The sequence below is a fragment of the Rhodococcus sp. W8901 genome, assembly GCF_013348805.1.
Taxonomy (GTDB): Bacteria; Actinomycetota; Actinomycetes; order Mycobacteriales; family Mycobacteriaceae; genus Prescottella.
On the sequence record NZ_CP054690.1, the window covers coordinates 5072715 to 5090144 of the forward strand.

At 68.4% G+C, this 17430-nt stretch carries 19 protein-coding genes; 9 read left to right on the forward strand and 10 right to left on the reverse strand.

The annotated features are described in order from the left end of the window. Positions 1 to 109 precede the first annotated feature (109 nt). The 3 genes from HUN07_RS23655 (at position 110) to HUN07_RS23665 (ending at position 2562) form a co-directional block, all read left to right on the forward strand. Complete coding sequence (locus tag HUN07_RS23655) at positions 110 to 541, forward strand: DoxX family protein (RefSeq protein WP_114723281.1); 432 nt, start codon at positions 110 to 112, stop codon at positions 539 to 541. Between the two features lie 134 nt (positions 542 to 675). Beyond that, positions 676 to 1056 carry a DUF3054 domain-containing protein gene (locus HUN07_RS23660; RefSeq protein WP_174913316.1) on the forward strand — a complete coding sequence of 127 codons (381 nt, stop codon included), beginning with the start codon at positions 676 to 678 and terminating at the stop codon, positions 1054 to 1056. A 33-nt stretch (positions 1057 to 1089) separates the two neighbouring features. Continuing rightward, a complete protein-coding gene (locus HUN07_RS23665) occupies positions 1090 to 2562 on the forward strand; it encodes a peptide MFS transporter (RefSeq protein ID WP_114723279.1) in 1473 nt (490 codons plus the stop codon). A gap of 9 nt (positions 2563 to 2571) precedes the next feature. Here the strand turns inward: HUN07_RS23665 and HUN07_RS23670 are convergent, their stop codons facing one another. The 4 genes from HUN07_RS23670 to HUN07_RS23685 all read right to left on the reverse strand — a co-directional run bounded on the left by HUN07_RS23670 (position 2572) and on the right by HUN07_RS23685 (position 6177). Beyond that, on the reverse strand, positions 2572 to 3120 hold the full coding sequence (locus HUN07_RS23670; RefSeq protein WP_114723278.1) for a hypothetical protein: 549 nt from the start codon (positions 3118 to 3120) through the stop codon (positions 2572 to 2574). Positions 3121 to 3200: 80 nt separating this feature from the next. After that, complete coding sequence (locus tag HUN07_RS23675; protein ID WP_114723277.1) at positions 3201 to 3938, reverse strand: SDR family NAD(P)-dependent oxidoreductase; 738 nt, start codon at positions 3936 to 3938, stop codon at positions 3201 to 3203. Continuing rightward, positions 3935 to 4966, reverse strand: a complete 1032-nt coding sequence (locus HUN07_RS23680; protein ID WP_114723276.1) for a phosphotransferase family protein — start codon at positions 4964 to 4966, stop codon at positions 3935 to 3937. The genes HUN07_RS23675 and HUN07_RS23680 overlap by 4 nt, the downstream gene beginning before the upstream one ends. Continuing rightward, positions 4963 to 6177, reverse strand: coding sequence for an acyl-CoA dehydrogenase family protein (locus HUN07_RS23685; protein WP_174913319.1), 1215 nt, complete (start codon positions 6175 to 6177; stop codon positions 4963 to 4965). The genes HUN07_RS23680 and HUN07_RS23685 overlap by 4 nt, the downstream gene beginning before the upstream one ends. A 176-nt stretch (positions 6178 to 6353) precedes the next feature. Here HUN07_RS23685 and HUN07_RS23690 point away from each other — a divergent pair, with 176 nt between their 5' ends. Further along, complete coding sequence (locus HUN07_RS23690; RefSeq protein ID WP_174913322.1) at positions 6354 to 7412, forward strand: M48 family metallopeptidase; 1059 nt, start codon at positions 6354 to 6356, stop codon at positions 7410 to 7412. Between the two features lie 15 nt (positions 7413 to 7427). On the opposite strand, the gene HUN07_RS23695 is transcribed toward HUN07_RS23690, so the two are convergent. Further along, positions 7428 to 8063, reverse strand: coding sequence for a TetR/AcrR family transcriptional regulator (locus tag HUN07_RS23695; RefSeq protein ID WP_174913325.1), 636 nt, complete (start codon positions 8061 to 8063; stop codon positions 7428 to 7430). A 146-nt stretch (positions 8064 to 8209) separates the two neighbouring features. On the opposite strand from HUN07_RS23695, the gene HUN07_RS23700 reads away from it, so the two are divergent. Beyond that, a complete protein-coding gene (locus HUN07_RS23700) occupies positions 8210 to 9142 on the forward strand; it encodes a VOC family protein (RefSeq protein WP_174913327.1) in 933 nt (310 codons plus the stop codon). Positions 9143 to 9153: 11 nt separating this feature from the next. Here HUN07_RS23700 and HUN07_RS23705 read toward each other — a convergent pair whose 3' ends face one another. From HUN07_RS23705 to HUN07_RS23715, 3 genes are all read right to left on the reverse strand, one after another. After that, positions 9154 to 9618 (reverse strand): MarR family winged helix-turn-helix transcriptional regulator, encoded by a 465-nt coding sequence (locus tag HUN07_RS23705; protein WP_114723271.1) that lies wholly within the window; start codon positions 9616 to 9618, stop codon positions 9154 to 9156. A gap of 57 nt (positions 9619 to 9675) precedes the next feature. Then, positions 9676 to 11358 carry an NTF2-like N-terminal transpeptidase domain-containing protein gene (locus tag HUN07_RS23710; RefSeq protein WP_174913330.1) on the reverse strand — a complete coding sequence of 561 codons (1683 nt, stop codon included), beginning with the start codon at positions 11356 to 11358 and terminating at the stop codon, positions 9676 to 9678. Positions 11359 to 11500: 142 nt separating this feature from the next. Then, complete coding sequence (locus HUN07_RS23715; RefSeq protein WP_174913333.1) at positions 11501 to 13264, reverse strand: penicillin-binding transpeptidase domain-containing protein; 1764 nt, start codon at positions 13262 to 13264, stop codon at positions 11501 to 11503. A 107-nt stretch (positions 13265 to 13371) separates the two neighbouring features. On the opposite strand from HUN07_RS23715, the gene HUN07_RS23720 reads away from it, so the two are divergent. After that, the gene (locus HUN07_RS23720) at positions 13372 to 13959 is read left to right on the forward strand and encodes a hypothetical protein (RefSeq protein ID WP_114723268.1); all 588 of its coding nucleotides are present in this window, start codon (positions 13372 to 13374) and stop codon (positions 13957 to 13959) included. A gap of 89 nt (positions 13960 to 14048) precedes the next feature. Here HUN07_RS23720 and HUN07_RS23725 read toward each other — a convergent pair whose 3' ends face one another. Beyond that, complete coding sequence (locus HUN07_RS23725) at positions 14049 to 14285, reverse strand: hypothetical protein (protein ID WP_174913336.1); 237 nt, start codon at positions 14283 to 14285, stop codon at positions 14049 to 14051. A 7-nt stretch (positions 14286 to 14292) separates the two neighbouring features. Here HUN07_RS23725 and HUN07_RS23730 point away from each other — a divergent pair, with 7 nt between their 5' ends. From HUN07_RS23730 to HUN07_RS23740, 3 genes are all read left to right on the forward strand, one after another. Continuing rightward, positions 14293 to 14706 carry an alpha/beta hydrolase gene (locus HUN07_RS23730; RefSeq protein ID WP_174913339.1) on the forward strand — a complete coding sequence of 138 codons (414 nt, stop codon included), beginning with the start codon at positions 14293 to 14295 and terminating at the stop codon, positions 14704 to 14706. A 122-nt stretch (positions 14707 to 14828) separates the two neighbouring features. Beyond that, positions 14829 to 15293: a hypothetical protein gene (locus tag HUN07_RS23735; protein WP_174913342.1), complete on the forward strand. Its 465-nt coding sequence runs from the start codon at positions 14829 to 14831 to the stop codon at positions 15291 to 15293. A gap of 4 nt (positions 15294 to 15297) precedes the next feature. Beyond that, positions 15298 to 15696, forward strand: coding sequence for a YbaB/EbfC family nucleoid-associated protein (locus tag HUN07_RS23740; RefSeq protein ID WP_114723266.1), 399 nt, complete (start codon positions 15298 to 15300; stop codon positions 15694 to 15696). A gap of 187 nt (positions 15697 to 15883) precedes the next feature. On the opposite strand, the gene HUN07_RS23745 is transcribed toward HUN07_RS23740, so the two are convergent. Further along, positions 15884 to 17209: a YncE family protein gene (locus tag HUN07_RS23745; RefSeq protein ID WP_174913344.1), complete on the reverse strand. Its 1326-nt coding sequence runs from the start codon at positions 17207 to 17209 to the stop codon at positions 15884 to 15886. Positions 17210 to 17430: the final 221 nt, after the last annotated feature.

The following is a 17430-nucleotide window of genomic DNA, read 5'->3' on the forward strand; positions in this document are numbered from 1 at the left end:
CCGGAGCCGAATTCACCGCATCCGCGATGAGTTTCGAGCGGGCGCCCGGTCTGTACGGCAAAAGGCTCCGCGCATCGGGCGCGGGGCGGCCCGAGGAACGGAGCTCGCCATGACCGCTGCAGTCCCCCACACCCGCACCGTCCCCAGCACCGCCGCCGTGTCGTCGCGGGCCCGCCTCATCGGACTCGTCGTCACCGGCCTGGTCGTGGCGTTCCTGCTGTTCGACGCCGGCATCCATCTGGCGAACATCCAACCGGTCCGCGACTCGATGGCGGAGTACGGCTTCCCCGACTACGCGCCCTACATCATGGGTGTGGTGATGCTCGTGTGCCTGGCGCTGTACCTGGTGCCGGTCACGTCGATTCTCGGCGCCGTGCTGCTCACCGGTTATCTCGGCGGGGCGGTCGCGTGCAACATCCTCACCGAACAGTCGCTGCTCTCGACGATCCTGTCCCCGGTGTACGTCGGAATCTTCGTGTGGGGCGGGCTGTACCTGCGTGACGCGCGGGTCCGCGCGATCATGCCGCTCGTCCGCGACTGACGCCGACCGTGGCCGCGCCGTCCGCGGTCACGACGCCTGATCCGCCCCGGTTGCCCTGCTCGGCGAGGGCAACCGGGGCGCGCTTTCCGCCGGGTCCGTCGTGACGGATCCGGCGTCGGCATAGGCTGGTCGTCGTGAAGAAGTACGTCCCCGCCGCCGTAGTCGACATTGTGCTGGTCCTCGCGTTCGCCGCGGCGGGCCGCAGCAGTCACGAGGAGGCCGTTCTCAGTGGGTTGCTCACCACGGCGTGGCCGTTCCTGGTCGGCCTGGCTGTCGGATGGCTGATCACGTTCCTGCTCTACCACGACAAGTTCGACGCCGTGCTGGCTTTCCCGACCGGCGTCATCGTGTGGGTCTCGACGCTGGTGCTCGGCATGCTGTTGCGAGTGGTCAGCGATCAGGGCACCGCCTTCTCGTTCATCCTCGTCGCCGCGTCGTTCCTTGGCCTGTTCCTCATCGGCTGGCGGGCGATCTACCAAACAGTCAGGCGGCGGCGCACCCTCAGCGGACTCTGAGGCCGCGTGACGCAGGATGAATCGGGGGCTCCGATGACTTCGAAGGTCGAACCGCATTCCGGAAGAACCGATTCCGATCGGGGGTTCTTCGGACAGCCGTTCGCGTTGGCCAACCTGTTCGGCGTGGAGATGTGGGAACGCTTCTCCTTCTACGGCATGCAGGGCATCCTGCTGTACTACCTGTACTACGAGGCGGACCAGGGCGGCTTGGGCCTCGACAAGGCCGCCGCCACGAGCATCGTCGGCGCCTACGGCGGCACGGTCTACCTGTCCACGATCGTCGGGGCGTGGATCGCGGACCGAATACTGGGATCCGAGCGGACGCTCTTCTACAGCGCGTGTCTGATCATGTTGGGCCACATCAGCCTGGCCGTACTTCCCGGGCTCGCCGGGGTCGGCGTCGGACTCGTGTTGATCGCGTTCGGCAGCGGCGGCCTCAAGGCGAACGCGACCTCCCTCGTCGGCGATCTGTACGCCCCGGACGACGAGCGTAGGGATGCGGGCTTCTCGATCTTCTACATGGGCATCAACCTGGGTGGCCTGATCGGTCCGCTGCTGACCGGGTGGGCGCAGACGAACTGGGGATTCCACGTCGGCTTCGCCCTCGCCGCGGTGGGTATGGCGCTCGGCCTGATCCAGTACACGTTGGGGCGCAAGCGTCTACGCGGGATCGGCGACAGCGCGCCCAATCCCCTGCCCGTAGCCGACCGCCCCCGGGTGATGGTGCTCACCATCGTGGTTCTAGTCGTCGTCGCGGCCCTGTCCCTGACGGGCGTGATCACGACCGGCAACCTCTCGGAGATCGTCGTCGCGCTGACCATCGTCGCGGCCGTCGCGTACTTCGCGGTGATCCTCACGAGCAGTCGGATCACCGGGACCGAGCGCAGCCGGGTGTTCGCATTCATCCCGATGTTCATTGCGAGCGCCGCGTTCTGGTCGCTGTTCCAGCAGCAGTTCACGACCGTGGCGATCTACGCCGACAAGAGACTGGACCGCAACCTGTTCGGTTGGGAGTTCCCGCCCACCTGGGTGCAGTCGATCAACCCCGTGTTCATCATCATCTTCGCCGGGGTGTTCGCGGCGGCGTGGACCAAACTCGGTTCCCGCCAGCCGTCGTCGCCGATCAAGTTCGCGCTCGGCACCGGCATCATGGGCGTCGCGTTCCTGTGCTTCATCCCGATGTCCGGCGGAGGCGCCAACAGCGCACCGCTGTTGGGCCTCGCCGGCATCCTGCTGCTGTTCACCTTCGCCGAACTGCTGCTGTCCCCCGTCGGACTGTCGCTGTCCACCAAGCTGGCCCCCGCGGTGTTCCACACGCAGATGGTGGCGCTGTTCTTCCTGTCGGTGGCCCTGGGCTCGAGCCTCGCCGGCACCCTCTCGGGCTACTACGACGAGAGCAACGAGGTGCCGTACTTCGCCACGGTCGGACTGGCGTCCATCGGCATCGGTGTCCTGCTGGCGATCCTGTCGCCGTGGATCCGGAAGCTGATGCGCGGCGTGCACTGACCGCCGTCGTCACAACACGGTGCCGTCGACGGGTTCGATCTCCACGCAATACCAGTCGACGCTCTCACCCCGCCCGGCGTCGAAGGTCTGGACCCGGTCCCACGGCGGCACGGACCGGAACCGCAGCGACCCGGATCGCAGACTGGCGCCGTCGTACCATCCGGGTCGGCTGGGGGTCCGGTAGGGCCGGACCAGAACACCGGTGCGGACGATCCGGCCGCGAACCTTCGATCGGAGCCGGGACGTCGCCCAGGCGTAACGGTCGAACATCGGGGTCCCGGACAGCAGGACCGCGGACCCCGCCCCGTCCCGGGCCTTCGCCAACACCGATCCCAGTGCCCCCAGGTCGAGGACGCAATGCGGACCGTCGTCGTCTCCGACGACGCCTGCGACATCGGTGGAGAGAATTTCGCCGGGAAGGGGGCTGTCCTGGATCTCGGTGCCGGCGTCGAACCAGACGGCCGAGCCCTCGATCACGTCGCCGACACGCAGTGCGTCGTAGCCGGGTTCGAGGTCGACGAGCATCCACAGGGTCCGACGCGCGTCGGTTGTCATCATCGCTCCCCGCGCACTCGGAAGATCCGATGGTCGACGCCATCGGGCGCGGGGTCACCTACCGGCGACGATACCCACTCCCGTCAGGCCTCGTACCCCGATGTGCCCGCCCGGCTCAGCACCAGCTTCGACAGCACCGCCCGGTCCGACAGGCGCAGCACGACGTCGGCCAGTTCGACGACGTCGTTCACCGTCAGCATCGTCTCGGCCGGGATGCGGTCCTTGGTCCACTCCGACATGTCGGTGTCGACGTAGGCCGGGGCGATCGCGGTCCCGGCGATCCCGTTGCCGGACTCCTCCAGGTTGAGGGTCTCGACGAGCGAGATCAGCGCGGCCTTGGTCGCCCCGTACACCGCGAGGTTCGCTTCCGCGTACACGCCCGTGATGGACGAGATGGCAACCACTTTCGCGCCTCGGCCGGGATTGTCGGCAGCGCCCTTGCGCAGCAGCGGCACCGACCGTTGCAGCAACGCGAAGGGAGCCGCGAAGTTCACGGCGACGGTCTTGTCGAACCGCCGCATCGGAAACTCCGCGACGGCCCCAGCGGTGCCCACGCCGGCGTTGAGGACGAGCGCGCGCATCGACCCGAACCGGTCCTCGTGTGCCCCCGCGATCGACGCGGCCGCCTCGGGATCGGCCATGTCCGCGGCGACGGCCACGACGTCGGGTGCCCCCGCCGCCCGCAGGTCCGCGGCGACCGCGTCGAGGCGCGACTGGTCCCGGGCGGTGACGGTGAGGGCGTAGCCCTGGCCCGCGAGACGCTGCGCGATGCCCAACCCGATGCCGCGGGACGCTCCAGTGATCAGTGCACTGTTGGTCATCGTGTTCCCTCTCCCAGGGCAGCGAGACCGGCCGCGACCAGCGGCGGTACGGCCTCGTGCGCCTGCGCGAATCCCTCTCCCGTGGTGGCGCCCTCACGGTGGCGATGCGTGATGCCCTCGGCGATCACCGCCAGTTTGAAGTTCGCGAGCCCCAGGTAGAACGACCAGTGGTCGATGGCCCTGCCGGTGGTGGTGGCGTACTTCTGCGCGAGGTCGTCGGTGGACGGCAGCCTGGTGCTCGTCCACGCGGCGGGTTCGCCGAGGATGACGTCGAGCGCGGGATGCCGGTAGACGCACATCTGGGCCAGATCGGAGAGCGGGTCGCCGAGTGTCGACATCTCCCAGTCCACCACCGCCACAACTCGTCCGGGATCGTCGGTGGCGACGAGGGTGTTGTCGATCCGGTAGTCGCCGTGCACGATCGCGGACTGCGACGTGGCCGGGATGGCGTCCGCGAGCAGTCCGTGCAGCCGTTCCAGGTCCGGCAGTTCGCGGGTCTTGACCCGCTCCCACTGCCGCGCCCACAGCGCGACCTGCCGGGTCAGATACCCGTCGGGCCGACCGAACTTCTCGAGACCCACCGCCCGGTAGTCCACATCGTGCAGCGCCGCGAGCACTCGCACCAGTTCGTCGGTGCACGAGGCGATCTCGACGTCGCTCAGGGTCGCGAGATCGTCGACGGTCCGGATCACCCGGCTGTCGACGAATCCGGTGACCGCGAACGGGGCGCCCATCACCGACTCGTCCTCGCACAGCACCACGGTGGGCGCCACCGGCACCGGCGAGTCCTGCAGTGCGGCGCACACACGGTACTCCCGCGCGACGTCGTGCGCCGACGGCGTCAGGCCCGCGGTCGGGGGCCGCCGCAGCACCCACTGCGACGCGTCGTCGAACACCCGGTAGGTGAGGTTCGACTTGCCCCCGGAGATCAGTTCGGCACGAAGATCACCGGTGGTGGACACCTCGGACTCGGCGAAGAACCGTTGCAGTGCAACCAGGTCCAGCCCATCCAGCCGCGCCGCGGTCACGACCGGCCTTCCTCGCGGGCGGCACGCTTCGCCTTGCCCACGGCGCGCTTGGCCAGTGCCCAGCGGTGCACCTCGGACGGACCGTCGTAGACACGGAACGGACGCACCTCGCGGGACAGACGGGCCAGCGGCAGATCGCCGGACACGCCCATGCCGCCGCACATCTGGATCGAGCGGTCGACGATACGGAAGATCGCCTCGGATCCGAAGGCCTTCGCGATCGAGGTCGAGTCCGACGCGGTCTCCCCGCGGTCGAGTTCCCAGCATGCGCTGACCAGCAGGGCGCGCGTGGCGGCGATGTCGATCTCGTTGTCGGCGACCATCTTCTGGATCATGCCGAGATCGCCGAGCCGGGACCCGAAGCCCTCACGCTTCGCGACGTACGCGACCGCGACGTCGTGCCCGCGGCGCGCCGCGCCGAGCCACCGCATCACGTGCGTCATGCGGGCGGGGCCGAGCCGGACCTGCGCGTAGGCGAAGCCCTCGTCGACGGCCCCCAAGACGGCCTCGTCCGGCACGAACAGATCCTCGAAGAACACCTCGCAGTGGCCGCCGATCATCGCGCGGTCGAGCGTGTCGATGTGCCGACCCACCCGGATTCCCGGCGCGGACGCGGGCGCGAGGAACATCGTCGCACCGCCGCGGTCACCGGGCGCTCCGGACGTGCGGGCCATGATGATGAAGAAGCCGGCACCGTCCGCACCGGTGATGAACCACTTGTGGCCGTTGATCTTCCATCCGCCCGGCGCCTTCTCGGCGCGCGTCGTCAGCGCCGCGGGGTCGGAGCCCGCGCCCGGCGCGGGTTCGGTCATCGCGAATGCCGAGCGCACCTCGCCGCGAGCGAGCGGCCCCAGGAACTGCTCCTTCTGCGCCGCGTCCGCGACGTGTGCGAGCAGGTGCACGTTGCCCTCGTCGGGCGCCCCGATGTTCAGGGCCGTCGGCCCGAACAGCGAGTACCCGGCGGCCTCGAACACCGGCGCGCGATCGCTCATGTCGAGACCGAGACCGCCGTATTCGACGGGCGCGTGCGGGGCCAGCAGCCCTCGCCCCTTCGCCTCGGCCTGGAGTTCGACGCGCAACGCGTCGCCTCCGGCCGCGGTGATATCGCCACTATGGGCATCCTCGATCGGCAGGACCACGTCCCGCACGAACTCGCTGGTGCGCTCGATGAGCGCATCCACCTCGGGCGAGTACGACAGATCAACAGCCACGCCACACCTCCGACTACCGGCTACTACCTTACGACCGAGCGATCGCTCGGTCGGTCTGGATTACGGTCGCACAGCGACAACTCCCCGTCAAGCCCCGACCCACCGTCGTACCGAATCGAACCCGACAAACCGACCAGTAGCTACTGTGGTGGACGACCATCGACGAGGAGGACGATGTGACCACCAGCCCGGATCGCACGCGAATCGAGTTCCCCGGCATCAGCTCGCGCGCGTGGGAGCACCCCGCGGACCGTGCAGCTCTTGTCACACTGCGCACCCTGAAGGGTTTCGGCACCATCGTGCGCACGTTGTCGGGGTTGCTGCAGGAACGGCAGCACCGCCTGATGTACCTCGCCACCTCGATCCGCGTCGACGAACGGCAGTTCCCGGATCTTCACGACCTACTACGTGACTGCGTCGAGATACTGGGGGCCGAGGAGACGCCCGAGCTGTTCGTCCTGCAGTCCCCGGCGGTCAATTCGTTCACGATCGGCATGGACAAGCCGTTCATCGTGGTGACCACCGGGCTGCTCGATGTCATGAACTACGAGGAACAGCGCTTCGTCATCGGCCACGAGCTGGGTCACGCGCTGTCCGGGCACGCGGTGTACCGCACCATCCTGCTGCACCTGATGCGGCTGGCCGGCACGATCGGCTGGGTCCCGGTCGGCGGTTGGGCCCTGCGAGCGATCATCGCGGGGCTGATGGAGTGGCAGCGCAAGTCGGAACTGTCGGGCGATCGGGCGGGCCTGCTGTGCAGTCAGGACGTGCACACCGCGTTGCGGGTCCAGATGAAGCTGGCCGGCGGTTCGCGGGTCAGCGAGATCGACCCCGACGCGTTCCTCGCGCAGGCCGCCGAGTACGACGCGAGCGGCGACCTGCGCGACGGGGTGCTCAAGCTGCTGAACATCGAACTGCTGTCCCACCCGTTCTCGGTGCTCCGGGCGGCCGAGCTGAAGCGGTGGGTGGACGACGGCGAGTACGCGCAGGTTCTGCGCGGCGAGTACCCGCACCGATCGACGGACGACGATGCCCGGATCGGCGACGAGTTCCGCAATGCCGCCAAGACCTACAAGCAGAACTTCGATCAGTCCGACGACCCGCTGATCCGCGTCCTGCGTGACGTCGGCAGCGGGCTCGGCGACGCCGTCGGTGCCGTCGGGCACGGCGTCGGCGAGGTCGCGGCCGACATCAAGGAACGATTCTCACACTGGCGCAGAGGCTCCGGCGACTGACCCGTACACCATCTCCTACTCGGCGACCGGCGCCGACGAGCAATCGGCGCCGACCGCGCCCCGGGCGATCGCGCTGTAGCGCTCGACCACCTCGTCGGGGCTGAGCGGTCCGTCGGGCCGGTACCAGCTGGCGACCGCGACACAGAGCGTGGCGACGGCGCGGCTCGCGTCGCCCGGGTAGGGGGTGTCGAAGTCACCGGCCTGCACCCCGGCCAGGATGACGGCGTCGAGCATCCGCTGCTGTTCGTCACGCATCGCGACGTACTCGGCGCGACCTTCCGGCTCCATGCTGCGCATCTCGGTGGAGGCGACGAACGCCTGCTCGCGCCGGAACATGTGGAAGCGCAACAGCGATTCGACGACGGCGTCGAACTGCTCGCGCGGCAACGGCCCCGCCTCGGCGAGCGCCCGCCGGCTGCGGTCGAGCAGGTCCGTCATGATCACCTGAGTCAGCGCCACCAGCATCGACTGCTTCGACGGGTAGTGGTGGTACAGCCCCGGCACCGACAGCCCGGCCCGCGCGGCAATCTCCCGAATCGACGAACCCTCGTAGCCGCGCTCGGCGAACAGTTCCAGCGCCGCTGCGAGCGGGCCGGGCAGCGCCGCGTCCCCGTAGAGCCGCCACGATCCCGGTGCCACGTCCGATGTCATGCCCCCACCGTATTCACGACGCCCTGCCGTGTGCGACTCCGCCCGGCGCCGACATCCCAAATATTAATTGGGCTTGCCAATGATTGGATTACCCGTGTAACTTCGGCGACCAATCCACTTCCACCGTCCCCGAAGGAGATCGGCCGATGATCCAGGAACTGTCGTACATCGGAATCGCGTCACCGCGATCGGAGGACTGGCGCGCCTACGGCACACGACAACTCGGCGCGATGCTGACCGACGACGGACCCGACGGCGCGGTCCGGCTCGCGGTGGACGACGTCAGCTACCGGATCGCGGTCCATCCCGGAGAGCAGGACGAATTCCTCTACGCCGGTTGGGGAATGGCGAACGAAACCGATCTGCAAAGCTTCGTCGAGAAGCTCGAGACACACGGCGTCGTCGTGCACACCGGTGACGCCACATTGCTCGCCGAGCGACAAGTCGCCGAGCTGTCGTGGTTCGAGGATCCGTGGGGGATCCGGCACGAACTGTCCTGGGGCAAGCTCGCGACCCCCCTGTCGTTCACTCCGGGACGCCCCATGCGCGGCGGCTTCGTCACTGGCGATCAGGGCCTCGGACACGTCGTGTTCCAGGTACCGGATCTCGACGAGGCCAACCGGTTCTACGTCGATGTCCTCGGCTTCCGCCTGTCGGACCGCATCGCCACCGATCGGTACACGGTGCGCTTCTACCACGTCAACGGCCGCCATCATTCGCTCGCGCTCGCGGAGCTACCGGGGTATGTCGGGTTCAACCACCTCATGCTCGAGGTCGAGAACATCGACGATCTCGGCACCGCGATCGACCTGCTCGACGAGACGGGAACGGAGGTGATGCAGACACTCGGCCGGCACACGAACGACCTCATGACGTCGATCTACATCAGTTCACCGTCGGGCCTGCAGATCGAATACGGCCACGGGGGCCTGGTCGTCGACGACCTGAGTTGGATTGCCCGCACGTACGACCAACCGAGTTACTGGGGACACCGGCGGCCCGCGTCGAGCCGTTCCCGCGTCCCAGGAATCGTCCGGCCGGCCCCGGAGCCAGCCGACGCGAACGCCGCGATTCCGTGAGCCGGGACGGCTCAGTCGCGGCAGCCGGAAGGCTCCTCCAGGTTCGAGATCCAGTCGACGGCCTCGCCGAGAACAGCGCGGTGGCTCGGGGACAGTCCGCCGAACACCGCCTCCTCGACCTCGTCCAGGGCCCGGTCTGCGTCGACCAATGTCGCACGCCCCTGGTCGGTGATGGAGACGATCTGGCGGCGACGATCCTCAGGATCGCGCTCCCGGACAATGTCCTGTGACTTCTGCAGCCCGTCCAGGTAAGCGACGATGTCTCCCGGGTCGAGCACCACCCGTGAAGCAAGTTCCTTCTGGTGGCACGGGCCCAGTTCGTTCAGGATGCTGAGAATCGCGTGCTGGTTGGGAAGCAGACCCACCTCGGACAGCTTCGCGCCGTAGACCTGCCGCACCTTCAGTGCCGACTTCACGAACCCGTATCCGAGTCTGTCCGCGAGCGGCGGCGTCTCGGAACGGCGTGTGGATGGCATGGGGCGAGTATAGAGAGCAGAGCAGCCATCCCTATCGGCTCACTTCACTCACTTCACTCACTTCTGGATGGGCTTGGCGATTTCCTTCATGAGCAGGTCCGTCATCTTCAGTGCCCGATCGCCGCCGTCGGCGTCGGCGACGAACACCGCGAAGGCGAGGTCGCCGCGCGAACCGAAGAACCACCGGTCGCTGTCGTTGCCGGACGCGATCCCGATCAGATCGGGGTACTGCTTGAGGAAGGACGCCGGCCCGGTCTGGACGTTGTCGCGCATCGCGTTCCGCAACTGGTCGTTGACGTTCGCGGGAAGCGCGTCCTCGACGTTCTTCGCGGTGGCCTGCTGGCCCTCGACGATCATCGGCATCGGGGCACTGCCGCGGGCAACGGACGCCGCCACCATCGCGAGACCGAAGGGGCTCACCTGTGGCTCCGAACCGTTCTTCGACTTCATCACCTGGTCGACGCCCGACTGTGACGCGGTGAGCACCGCCGTCTCCGGTTCGAGACCGGACATCTCGTAGTTCAGGCCGATGCCGAGCTGCCGTCCGGCGCGCTCGAGGTCGTCCTCACTCACGTCCTTCGGGTCGACACCCGCCTGCAGCGCCGCGGCCTTGCGGACCAGATCCACCGAGTTGCCCGCCGGGTAGAGGCTCGAGAACGCGATGGGTCCCTGCTCGATCGCCTGATTGTTCTGCGCGGCAACGACGACCGCACCGGTCGACGGCCGGATCGCGACGATCGCGGAGGGGGTCCCGACGCTGACGACGGCATTCTCCGCCGCCAACTGCAGCTGCGAGTCGATGGTGGCCTTGATGTCCGGCCCGGGAGGGCCCTGGTAGCCCACCTGCTGCTGCATCGCCCCGTCCGGCTCGACGACGTTGACCGCCCAACCGGCGGTGGCGTCGCGGTTCGCCTGCCACACCGTCCGCAGCGGGTCGAGCAGCGGTGTCACGATCCGGCGGTCGGTGGTGATGAGCTTGGGCTGCTTGTCGACGACGACGCCGGAGATGCCCTGGAGATCGCGTTCGAGGTATTGGAAGTCCTGGTCGCGCAACAACACCGCGACCACCTTCTCCCCCGGCTTCTCCGCAAGATCCTTGCGCATCAGGTCCGCGGTCACGAGCGGGGCGACCGGCTCCAGCGCCTTCGCCAACCGATCGGTCGTCGCGACCGGGTCTGGCATCGAGGACGGATCGAGCGTGATCGCGTTGATCGTCTGCTCCGCCATCAAGGGGTTACCCGCGCCGTCGAGCACGCGGGGTGGCGCGGCATCGGTACGGTCGTACCGGACCGTGCGCCCGTGTCCGAGCGCCGGCGCGAGCAGGGTCGGATCCCACGAGACCCGCCAGCCGACCGAGAGCTTCCGGACGCCGCCGTCGACGTAATAGCTCCAGTCCTTGCCCTCGCCGAAGTTCCACGCGGTGTCGACGGTGAAGAATCCGGAATCGCCGTTGAGTTCCATGAACTGCGCGAGGGTCCACGTGGATTCCTTCGCGTCGAGTCCGTCGAACATCTGCTGGATGGATTCCTCGGCCGCGTTCGGGTAGGACGTCAACGACGCTGCGGCCGAGGCGTCCCGATCGTTCAAGGCCTGTACGAAACCGTTCACCACCGACTGCGCGCTCGCGTCGGACTTCTGTCCCACACAGGACACGAGCGCGACGGCCAGGACGGCCACGAGGCCGAGCGGCAGGGCGATCGCACAGCTACGCCGTAGGCGGGGCGAGGCTCGGAAACCCATGGCCACAATCCTCCCGTTTGTCACATGCGTAACAAGCACGGATCGCCTACGAAGAAGTCACGATTGCGCCACTGTCGCCCAGTGCCTATATCTCCCCGTGACCATGCGAGCCCGACTCGAGACCTACCCGACCCCGGTGGAGCTACCGCAGGAAACGTCCGGCAGCGTCCAGCGCGGGGCCCGAACTATCCGCTCCCGCAACGAAAACCGCGAAAGCCAGGTCGTTGTCGATGCCCACGAACCATCCGTGTGAGCCTGTGCCAACACCGTACTCTGCCGTGCCCGTCTTGCCCTCGAGGTTCGGAAGATCGGCCAGAACCTTCGCGGTCCCGTCCGTGACCGTCTCGCGCATCATCGCCCGGAGGTCCTCGCCGACGGTGGCCGGCACCGGCGCCACGGTACGGTCGGCGGCGCCGGGCTGCCCGGCAATGATCATCGGCGCCGGCGTGGAACCGTGGGCGATGGACGCGGCGACCAGCGCCATCCCGAACGGTGACGCCGTCACCTCGCCCTGGCCGATCGCCGACTCGACACGCTCGGCCGGGGTGTCGGCGGACGGCACGGTTCCGGTGACGGTGGTGAGCCCGGGTGTCGTGTAGTCCACGCCCAGACCGAACTGAAGCGCGGCCTGCTGCAGCGCATCCGGTGGCAGCGAGACGGCCAACCGCGCCATCGTCGTGTTGCACGAGTGTGCGAACGCCGAATGCAGCGGCACCGACCCCAGGTCGAAGTTGTCGTCGTTGGGGATCTGGCGGCCCTCGACGTTCTCGGTGCCCGGACAGGGCAGCACGGTATCGGGCGTGACCTTCCCGGCCTGCACCGCGGCCGACGTCGTCACGGTCTTGAACGTCGACCCGGGCGGGTACAGCCCGGTCAGCGCGATCGCCCCCTGCGCGTCGGCCGCGGCGTTCTGCGCGACCGCGAGCACCGCCCCGGTGGACGGCTGCAGCGCCACGATCGCGGCCGGTTGCGCCACGCCCGCGAGCGCGTCCTCGGCCGCGGTCTGCAGCCGCAGGTCCAGCGTCGTGTCGATCATCGGTGCCGGTGCCGCGTCCCGGCCCGCGAGCCGACGCGCCGTCCCGTCCGGGCCGACCATCTGGACCGCCCACCCGGCGGAGGCGTCCTGGCCCGCCTGCCACACGTTCGCGAGGTCACCGAACACCGGCGACGCCAGCGCCCGGTCGACGGTGAGCAGACGCGTCTGCTGCGCCAGGTCCACGCCCGGGATCGCGGACAGCCGGTCTCGGATGGGTGCAATGTCGGATTCCCGCAACGTGATCGCGGTGGTCGGCTTGCCGTCGGCCTTCGCGAGCTCGCCGCGCAGCGACTCCGCGGTGATCGTCGGCACGATCGGGGTGAGCAACGGCGCCACCGCTGCCGGGTCCGCCGACGGCTGTAGATTCACCAGGGTGACCATCTGCTCGGCCATGATCGGCCGGCCGTCGGCGGCGCGCACCTCCGGTGGCCTGCCCGTGGTCGGGGTGAAGCGGACGGTCGAATCGGCACCCAACTCCGGGACGAGCAGCTCAGGAGTCCACGAGAGTTTCTGTTGCCCATCCAGATTCACGAGCGTTCCGTTGGTGGAGTAGGTCCAGTCCCGTCCGTCACCGAAATCCCAGTCGGCCTCGAGCGTGAACGCGTCCCCGCCCGTCGAGACGGTGAAGGAGTGCACCTGTGCGCCCAGTCCGTCGAACATCGCGGTGATCGCGGCGGACGCGGCGGCGGGATCGCTCGTGAGGTCCGCGGCCGCCTGGACGTTGCCGCCCGCGAGCGCGTCGGCGAACTGCTGCTCCGGCGACGGCGCATCGCCGCCACCGCATCCCGCCAGCACGAGGGCGGACACCGCCGCCAGCGCGGTCAGTGACGTTCGGGGGCGCAACGGCAATCGCAAGGGCAATACGGACATGCCCTGATGATGCCCCAGAAACCGACCTCGTGGACGGTGGCGCACGGCCGTGAACGGAGTAATCATGTAATCAGTGCAGCAAGTGGATCGACCCGAGGAGGACGATCATGAGAAGAGCACACGGCCACGGCGGATACGGACCCGGTGGCCGCAGATTCGGAAGGCCCGGCGGCTGGCAGCAGGCCGACGCCCCGGACGCCTCGGACGCCGTCGACTGGTTTGCCGGACGGCTCCCGGACGACTGGTTCGTCGGACCCGCCACCGTCGAGGTGGACCGGGAGGAGATCGTCGTGACCGGCGAACTGCCACCACCCGAGGAAACCGAGGGTGCGGAGAATCCGGCGGCCACGGCGGAGGGCCGGGTCGCCCGGTTCCGCGAATCCACCCGACCCGAACGCATGCAGATCGCCGACGAGGCGGAGGCCCGCTACGGACGAAAGGTTGCGTGGGGTGTCACGATCGGTGATCAACGAATCCTGTTCACGCACCTGGCCGTTCCGGTGATGACACGACTGCGACAGCCTGAACGCAGGGTCCTCGACACTCTCGTCGACGCGGGGGTCGCGCGCTCCCGCTCCGACGCGCTCGCCTGGACCGTGAAACTCGCGGGCCAGCACAGCGAGGAGTGGCTCGCCGAGCTGCGCGAGGCGATGCGCAAGGTCGACGACCTCAGATCGGAGGGGCCGAAGATCTAGTCGAGGCGCGCTCTCGCGGCCCTCGGAGCCGGATTCGTCAATGTTAGTGTGTCGCTTGATTCGTAACCGGGGGGATTATGAGCGTGCCTTTACAGGTCGACGTCGATGCGCTGCGGGGACTGGCGAAGTCCCTGCGCGACATCTCCGCCGACATCGGCGCCATCAGTGTGCCCGCAACTACCGAGATGCCGGGCTTCCGGATCGAGGCCGTCGCACGCGACGCCCAGGCCGCAGTTCTCGATGCCTACCACGGTCTCGGCGAGAGCATCCACTCCATGGCCGAAGCCGCCGACGTCGACGCGACCGGTTACGAAGCCGCCGAGCACGCCTTCCGTGAGCAGCTCACCCGCTCACAGCTACGGCACGACGGTGATCGGGCACGCCGCCAGCGACGGTCACACCCTGGACGCCGATCAGCTCCTGCTCGTCGCGAGCCCGGGGATCGGGGTCTTCGAGGCGACCGAGCTGTCGCTCACCGGCGTCGATCCGAGCCCGACCGGTGACCACGTCTTCGCGACGACCAATGCCCACGATCACATCCGGTTCACGCCCGACCAGGTGCATTTCACGCAACCGATCGACAACGATTTCGGTGCTCGTGTCTTCACCGCCGACGAGGATTCGAAGGGCCCGTGGTGGGCGCTCGGGATCGATCTGGACCTGCACAGCACCTACGGGGACCGCGACAACCCCGCGTTGAGCAAGATGGGGCAGATCGTCGCCGGGAAGGGAGACGAGGTCGCGTGACACTGCGGACCAGGATCGGCGCTGCCGTCGTGGCGGCAGCTGTCGTGACGACCCTCGCGGCCTGCTCCAGCGACCCCGGGGATGCCGTTGTCGCGCAGCCAACCACCCAGGAGAGGGTCACCATGAGTCCACCACTGACCGAGCGCGAGGCCCGAGCTGCGATCGAGGACCATCTTTCCGGGACCCTCGCGGCCCTGCCCCGACAGATCTCGTTCTCGCTGCAGAACCCCTTCGCCGCGCACGCGAAGTTCACCGGCGGCGGCAGCGTTCCGTGTGACGAGGCAGCGTCCGGGCCCGATGCCGATCTGACGTTCAGCGTCACCTACTGGGTGATCGGGGTTCCGGAGTCCGAGACCGGACGCTATCTGGACGTCTTCCGTGCGGCGTGGCAGCAGCAGGGGTGGAATCCCCTCGCGAACGCCGGCGACGGACCCGAACGGCGTGTCCGGGCCCGGACCCCGGACGGTTACGGGTTCACGGTCACCGACAACGGTCAGGGCATTCTGACGATCGCCGCCTCGTCGCCGTGTTTTCCCGGCGGGACCCGCGACGGGGGATCGATGCCCGCCGACATCACCAATCCGTGACGCGATGATCGACAGTGGATTCGAGGAGTTCGGCGCGAAGGTGCGCCGCGCACAGGACGTGGTGGAGCGGCTCCGCGGCCGGGCCGGCCGGGACGGGGTGACCATCGAGGTCGATGCCGGAAATCGTCTCACCGCAATCGAACTCGCCCCCGAGACGATGCACCTCGGCGCCGATCGCCTCGCCGAGCTGATCCGCAGCACCTTCGCGGGCGCGGTCGCCGACCTGCAACCACGGATGCGACAGGCGCTCGCCGAGGTCACCGATGATCCACAGGTGGCCGGCTTGAACAGATGGATCAGGTCGCAGGGACCCGAAGCCGCCCCACGGCCGTCGTCGTGCCGCGACGACACCGACGAGCCCAGCTACCTGGATCAGCGGGGCGGCAGCATCTTCGAACGCTGATGCACGGAAGCTACGAGCGGTTCTCCCACTAGCGCTGATGTCGGTCGCGCGACGCCGGTCGAATACCGTCCCGTGCAGTGCCAACGACAGGGGGCCGTCCCACTGTGCTGTCGGCGTGAAGGCCTGTGGCCGCCTACCCCGGTCGGGTGGGCGGCCACAGGACGTGAGCGGTGATGGTGCTGGCGGATCAGAATGTCCAGCTCGAGGAACCGACACTGCCGAACGAACCGAACGAACCGGCCGCGGGCGGGGTGGTGTCGGTGATGTCGAGAACGATCGGCAACACGGCAGCATCGCCGATGCCGTTGGTGGCGGTGAGAGTCAATTCGAATCGTCCACTGGTGGTGGGGGTTCCGGAGAGCACCCCGTCCTGCGACAGTGTCAGTCCGTCGGGCAGAGTGCCGGCGAGGACGCTCACGGTGGGGGCGGGCTGCCCGGTGACGGTGAAGGTGTGGCTGTAGGGCTGGCCGATGATTCCCGTGGCCGGGGTTCCGGCGAGGGTGGGGGACTCGTCGATCGCGATGACGGACACCGTGCCACTGCCCTGGTTGGTGACGTAGACGCGGTTGCCGCCGACCGCCACCCCGGACGGATTCGTGCGGACATCGATGGTGTCGATGACCGCGGGCGGGGTCGCGGCGGTGTCGATCACCGACACCGTCCCACTGGTGCGGTCGGTGACGTAGGCGCGGTTGCCGTTGACCGCCACCCCGTACGGATTGGCGCCGACCCTGATGGGTGCGCCGATGACGGCGGGCCGGCTCGCCACGGTGTCGATCACCGACACCGTGCCACTGCCCTGGTTGGCGACGTAGGCGCGGTTGCCGTTGACCGCCACTCCGTACGGATTGGCGCCGACCCTGATGGGTGCGCCGATGACGGCGGGCGGGATCGCGGCGGTGTCGATCACCGACACGGTGCCGTCGCCCCAGTTGGTGACGTAGGCGCGGGTGCCGTTGACCGCGACCCCGGACGGCGACGCGCCGACCTCGATGATGTCGGCGACCGCGGGCGGGGTCGCGGCGGTGTCGATCACCGACACGGTGCCGGGACCCCAGTTGGTGACGTAGGCGCGGGTGCCGCTGATCGCGACCCCGGACGGCGACGCGCCGACCTCGATGATGTCGATGACCGCGGGCGGGGTCGCGGCGGTGTCGATCACCGACACCGTGCCGTCGCTCTGGTTGGTGATGTAGGCGCGGGTGCCGCTGATCGCCACCCCGACCGGATTCGCGCCGACCTCGATGATGTCGATGACCGCGGGCGGGGTCGCGGCGGTGTCGATCACCGACACCGTGCCGTCGCTCTGGTTGGTGACGTAGGCGCGGGTGCCGCTGATCGCCACCCCGACCGGATTCGCGCCGACCTCGATGGAGTCGGTGACGGTGTCCGCGCCGGCCGGGCCGGCAACCGCGGTGGTCAGGACGGCGGCAACAGCGAACCCGCCGACGGCAAGTGCCGCCGCGCTACGAGACAGTCGCCCACGTGGGCGTAGCCGATCAACGATGGCCATAAGAGGATGTTCCCTTCCAGAGTGGTCCGCACCCCGTGCCGGGCACGCGGCAGCCACCGTCCGACAGCCACCTGGTAAAGAACATAACGGACATCCGTCCAGAAAAAGCCTGCGCCCGGCCCACATCGGCATCGGCATCGGCAACACCCCAACAGGTCAGCCGCTCGACTCGGGTCACATCGCCAAAGCCCTCGGCTTCAGCCGCGCCACCCTCTACGGCT

Bases quoted from the DNA above. Each gene is read 5' to 3' on its own strand.
- HUN07_RS23700 (WP_174913327.1), top strand. From the start codon at position 8,210: ATGATCCAGGAACTGTCGTACATCGGAATCGCGTCACCGCGATCGGAG.
- HUN07_RS23735 (WP_174913342.1), top strand. From the start codon at position 14,829: ATGAGTCCACCACTGACCGAGCGCGAGGCCCGAGCTGCGATCGAGGAC.
- HUN07_RS23705 (WP_114723271.1), bottom strand. From the start codon at position 9,618: ATGCCATCCACACGCCGTTCCGAGACGCCGCCGCTCGCGGACAGACTC.
- HUN07_RS23720 (WP_114723268.1), top strand. From the start codon at position 13,372: ATGAGAAGAGCACACGGCCACGGCGGATACGGACCCGGTGGCCGCAGA.
- HUN07_RS23710 (WP_174913330.1), bottom strand. From the start codon at position 11,358: ATGGGTTTCCGAGCCTCGCCCCGCCTACGGCGTAGCTGTGCGATCGCC.
- HUN07_RS23715 (WP_174913333.1), bottom strand. From the start codon at position 13,264: ATGTCCGTATTGCCCTTGCGATTGCCGTTGCGCCCCCGAACGTCACTG.
- HUN07_RS23745 (WP_174913344.1), bottom strand. From the start codon at position 17,209: ATGGCCATCGTTGATCGGCTACGCCCACGTGGGCGACTGTCTCGTAGC.
- HUN07_RS23655 (WP_114723281.1), top strand. From the start codon at position 110: ATGACCGCTGCAGTCCCCCACACCCGCACCGTCCCCAGCACCGCCGCC.
- HUN07_RS23670 (WP_114723278.1), bottom strand. From the start codon at position 3,120: ATGATGACAACCGACGCGCGTCGGACCCTGTGGATGCTCGTCGACCTC.
- HUN07_RS23740 (WP_114723266.1), top strand. From the start codon at position 15,298: ATGATCGACAGTGGATTCGAGGAGTTCGGCGCGAAGGTGCGCCGCGCA.
- HUN07_RS23675 (WP_114723277.1), bottom strand. From the start codon at position 3,938: ATGACCAACAGTGCACTGATCACTGGAGCGTCCCGCGGCATCGGGTTG.
- HUN07_RS23695 (WP_174913325.1), bottom strand. From the start codon at position 8,063: ATGACATCGGACGTGGCACCGGGATCGTGGCGGCTCTACGGGGACGCG.
- HUN07_RS23665 (WP_114723279.1), top strand. From the start codon at position 1,090: ATGACTTCGAAGGTCGAACCGCATTCCGGAAGAACCGATTCCGATCGG.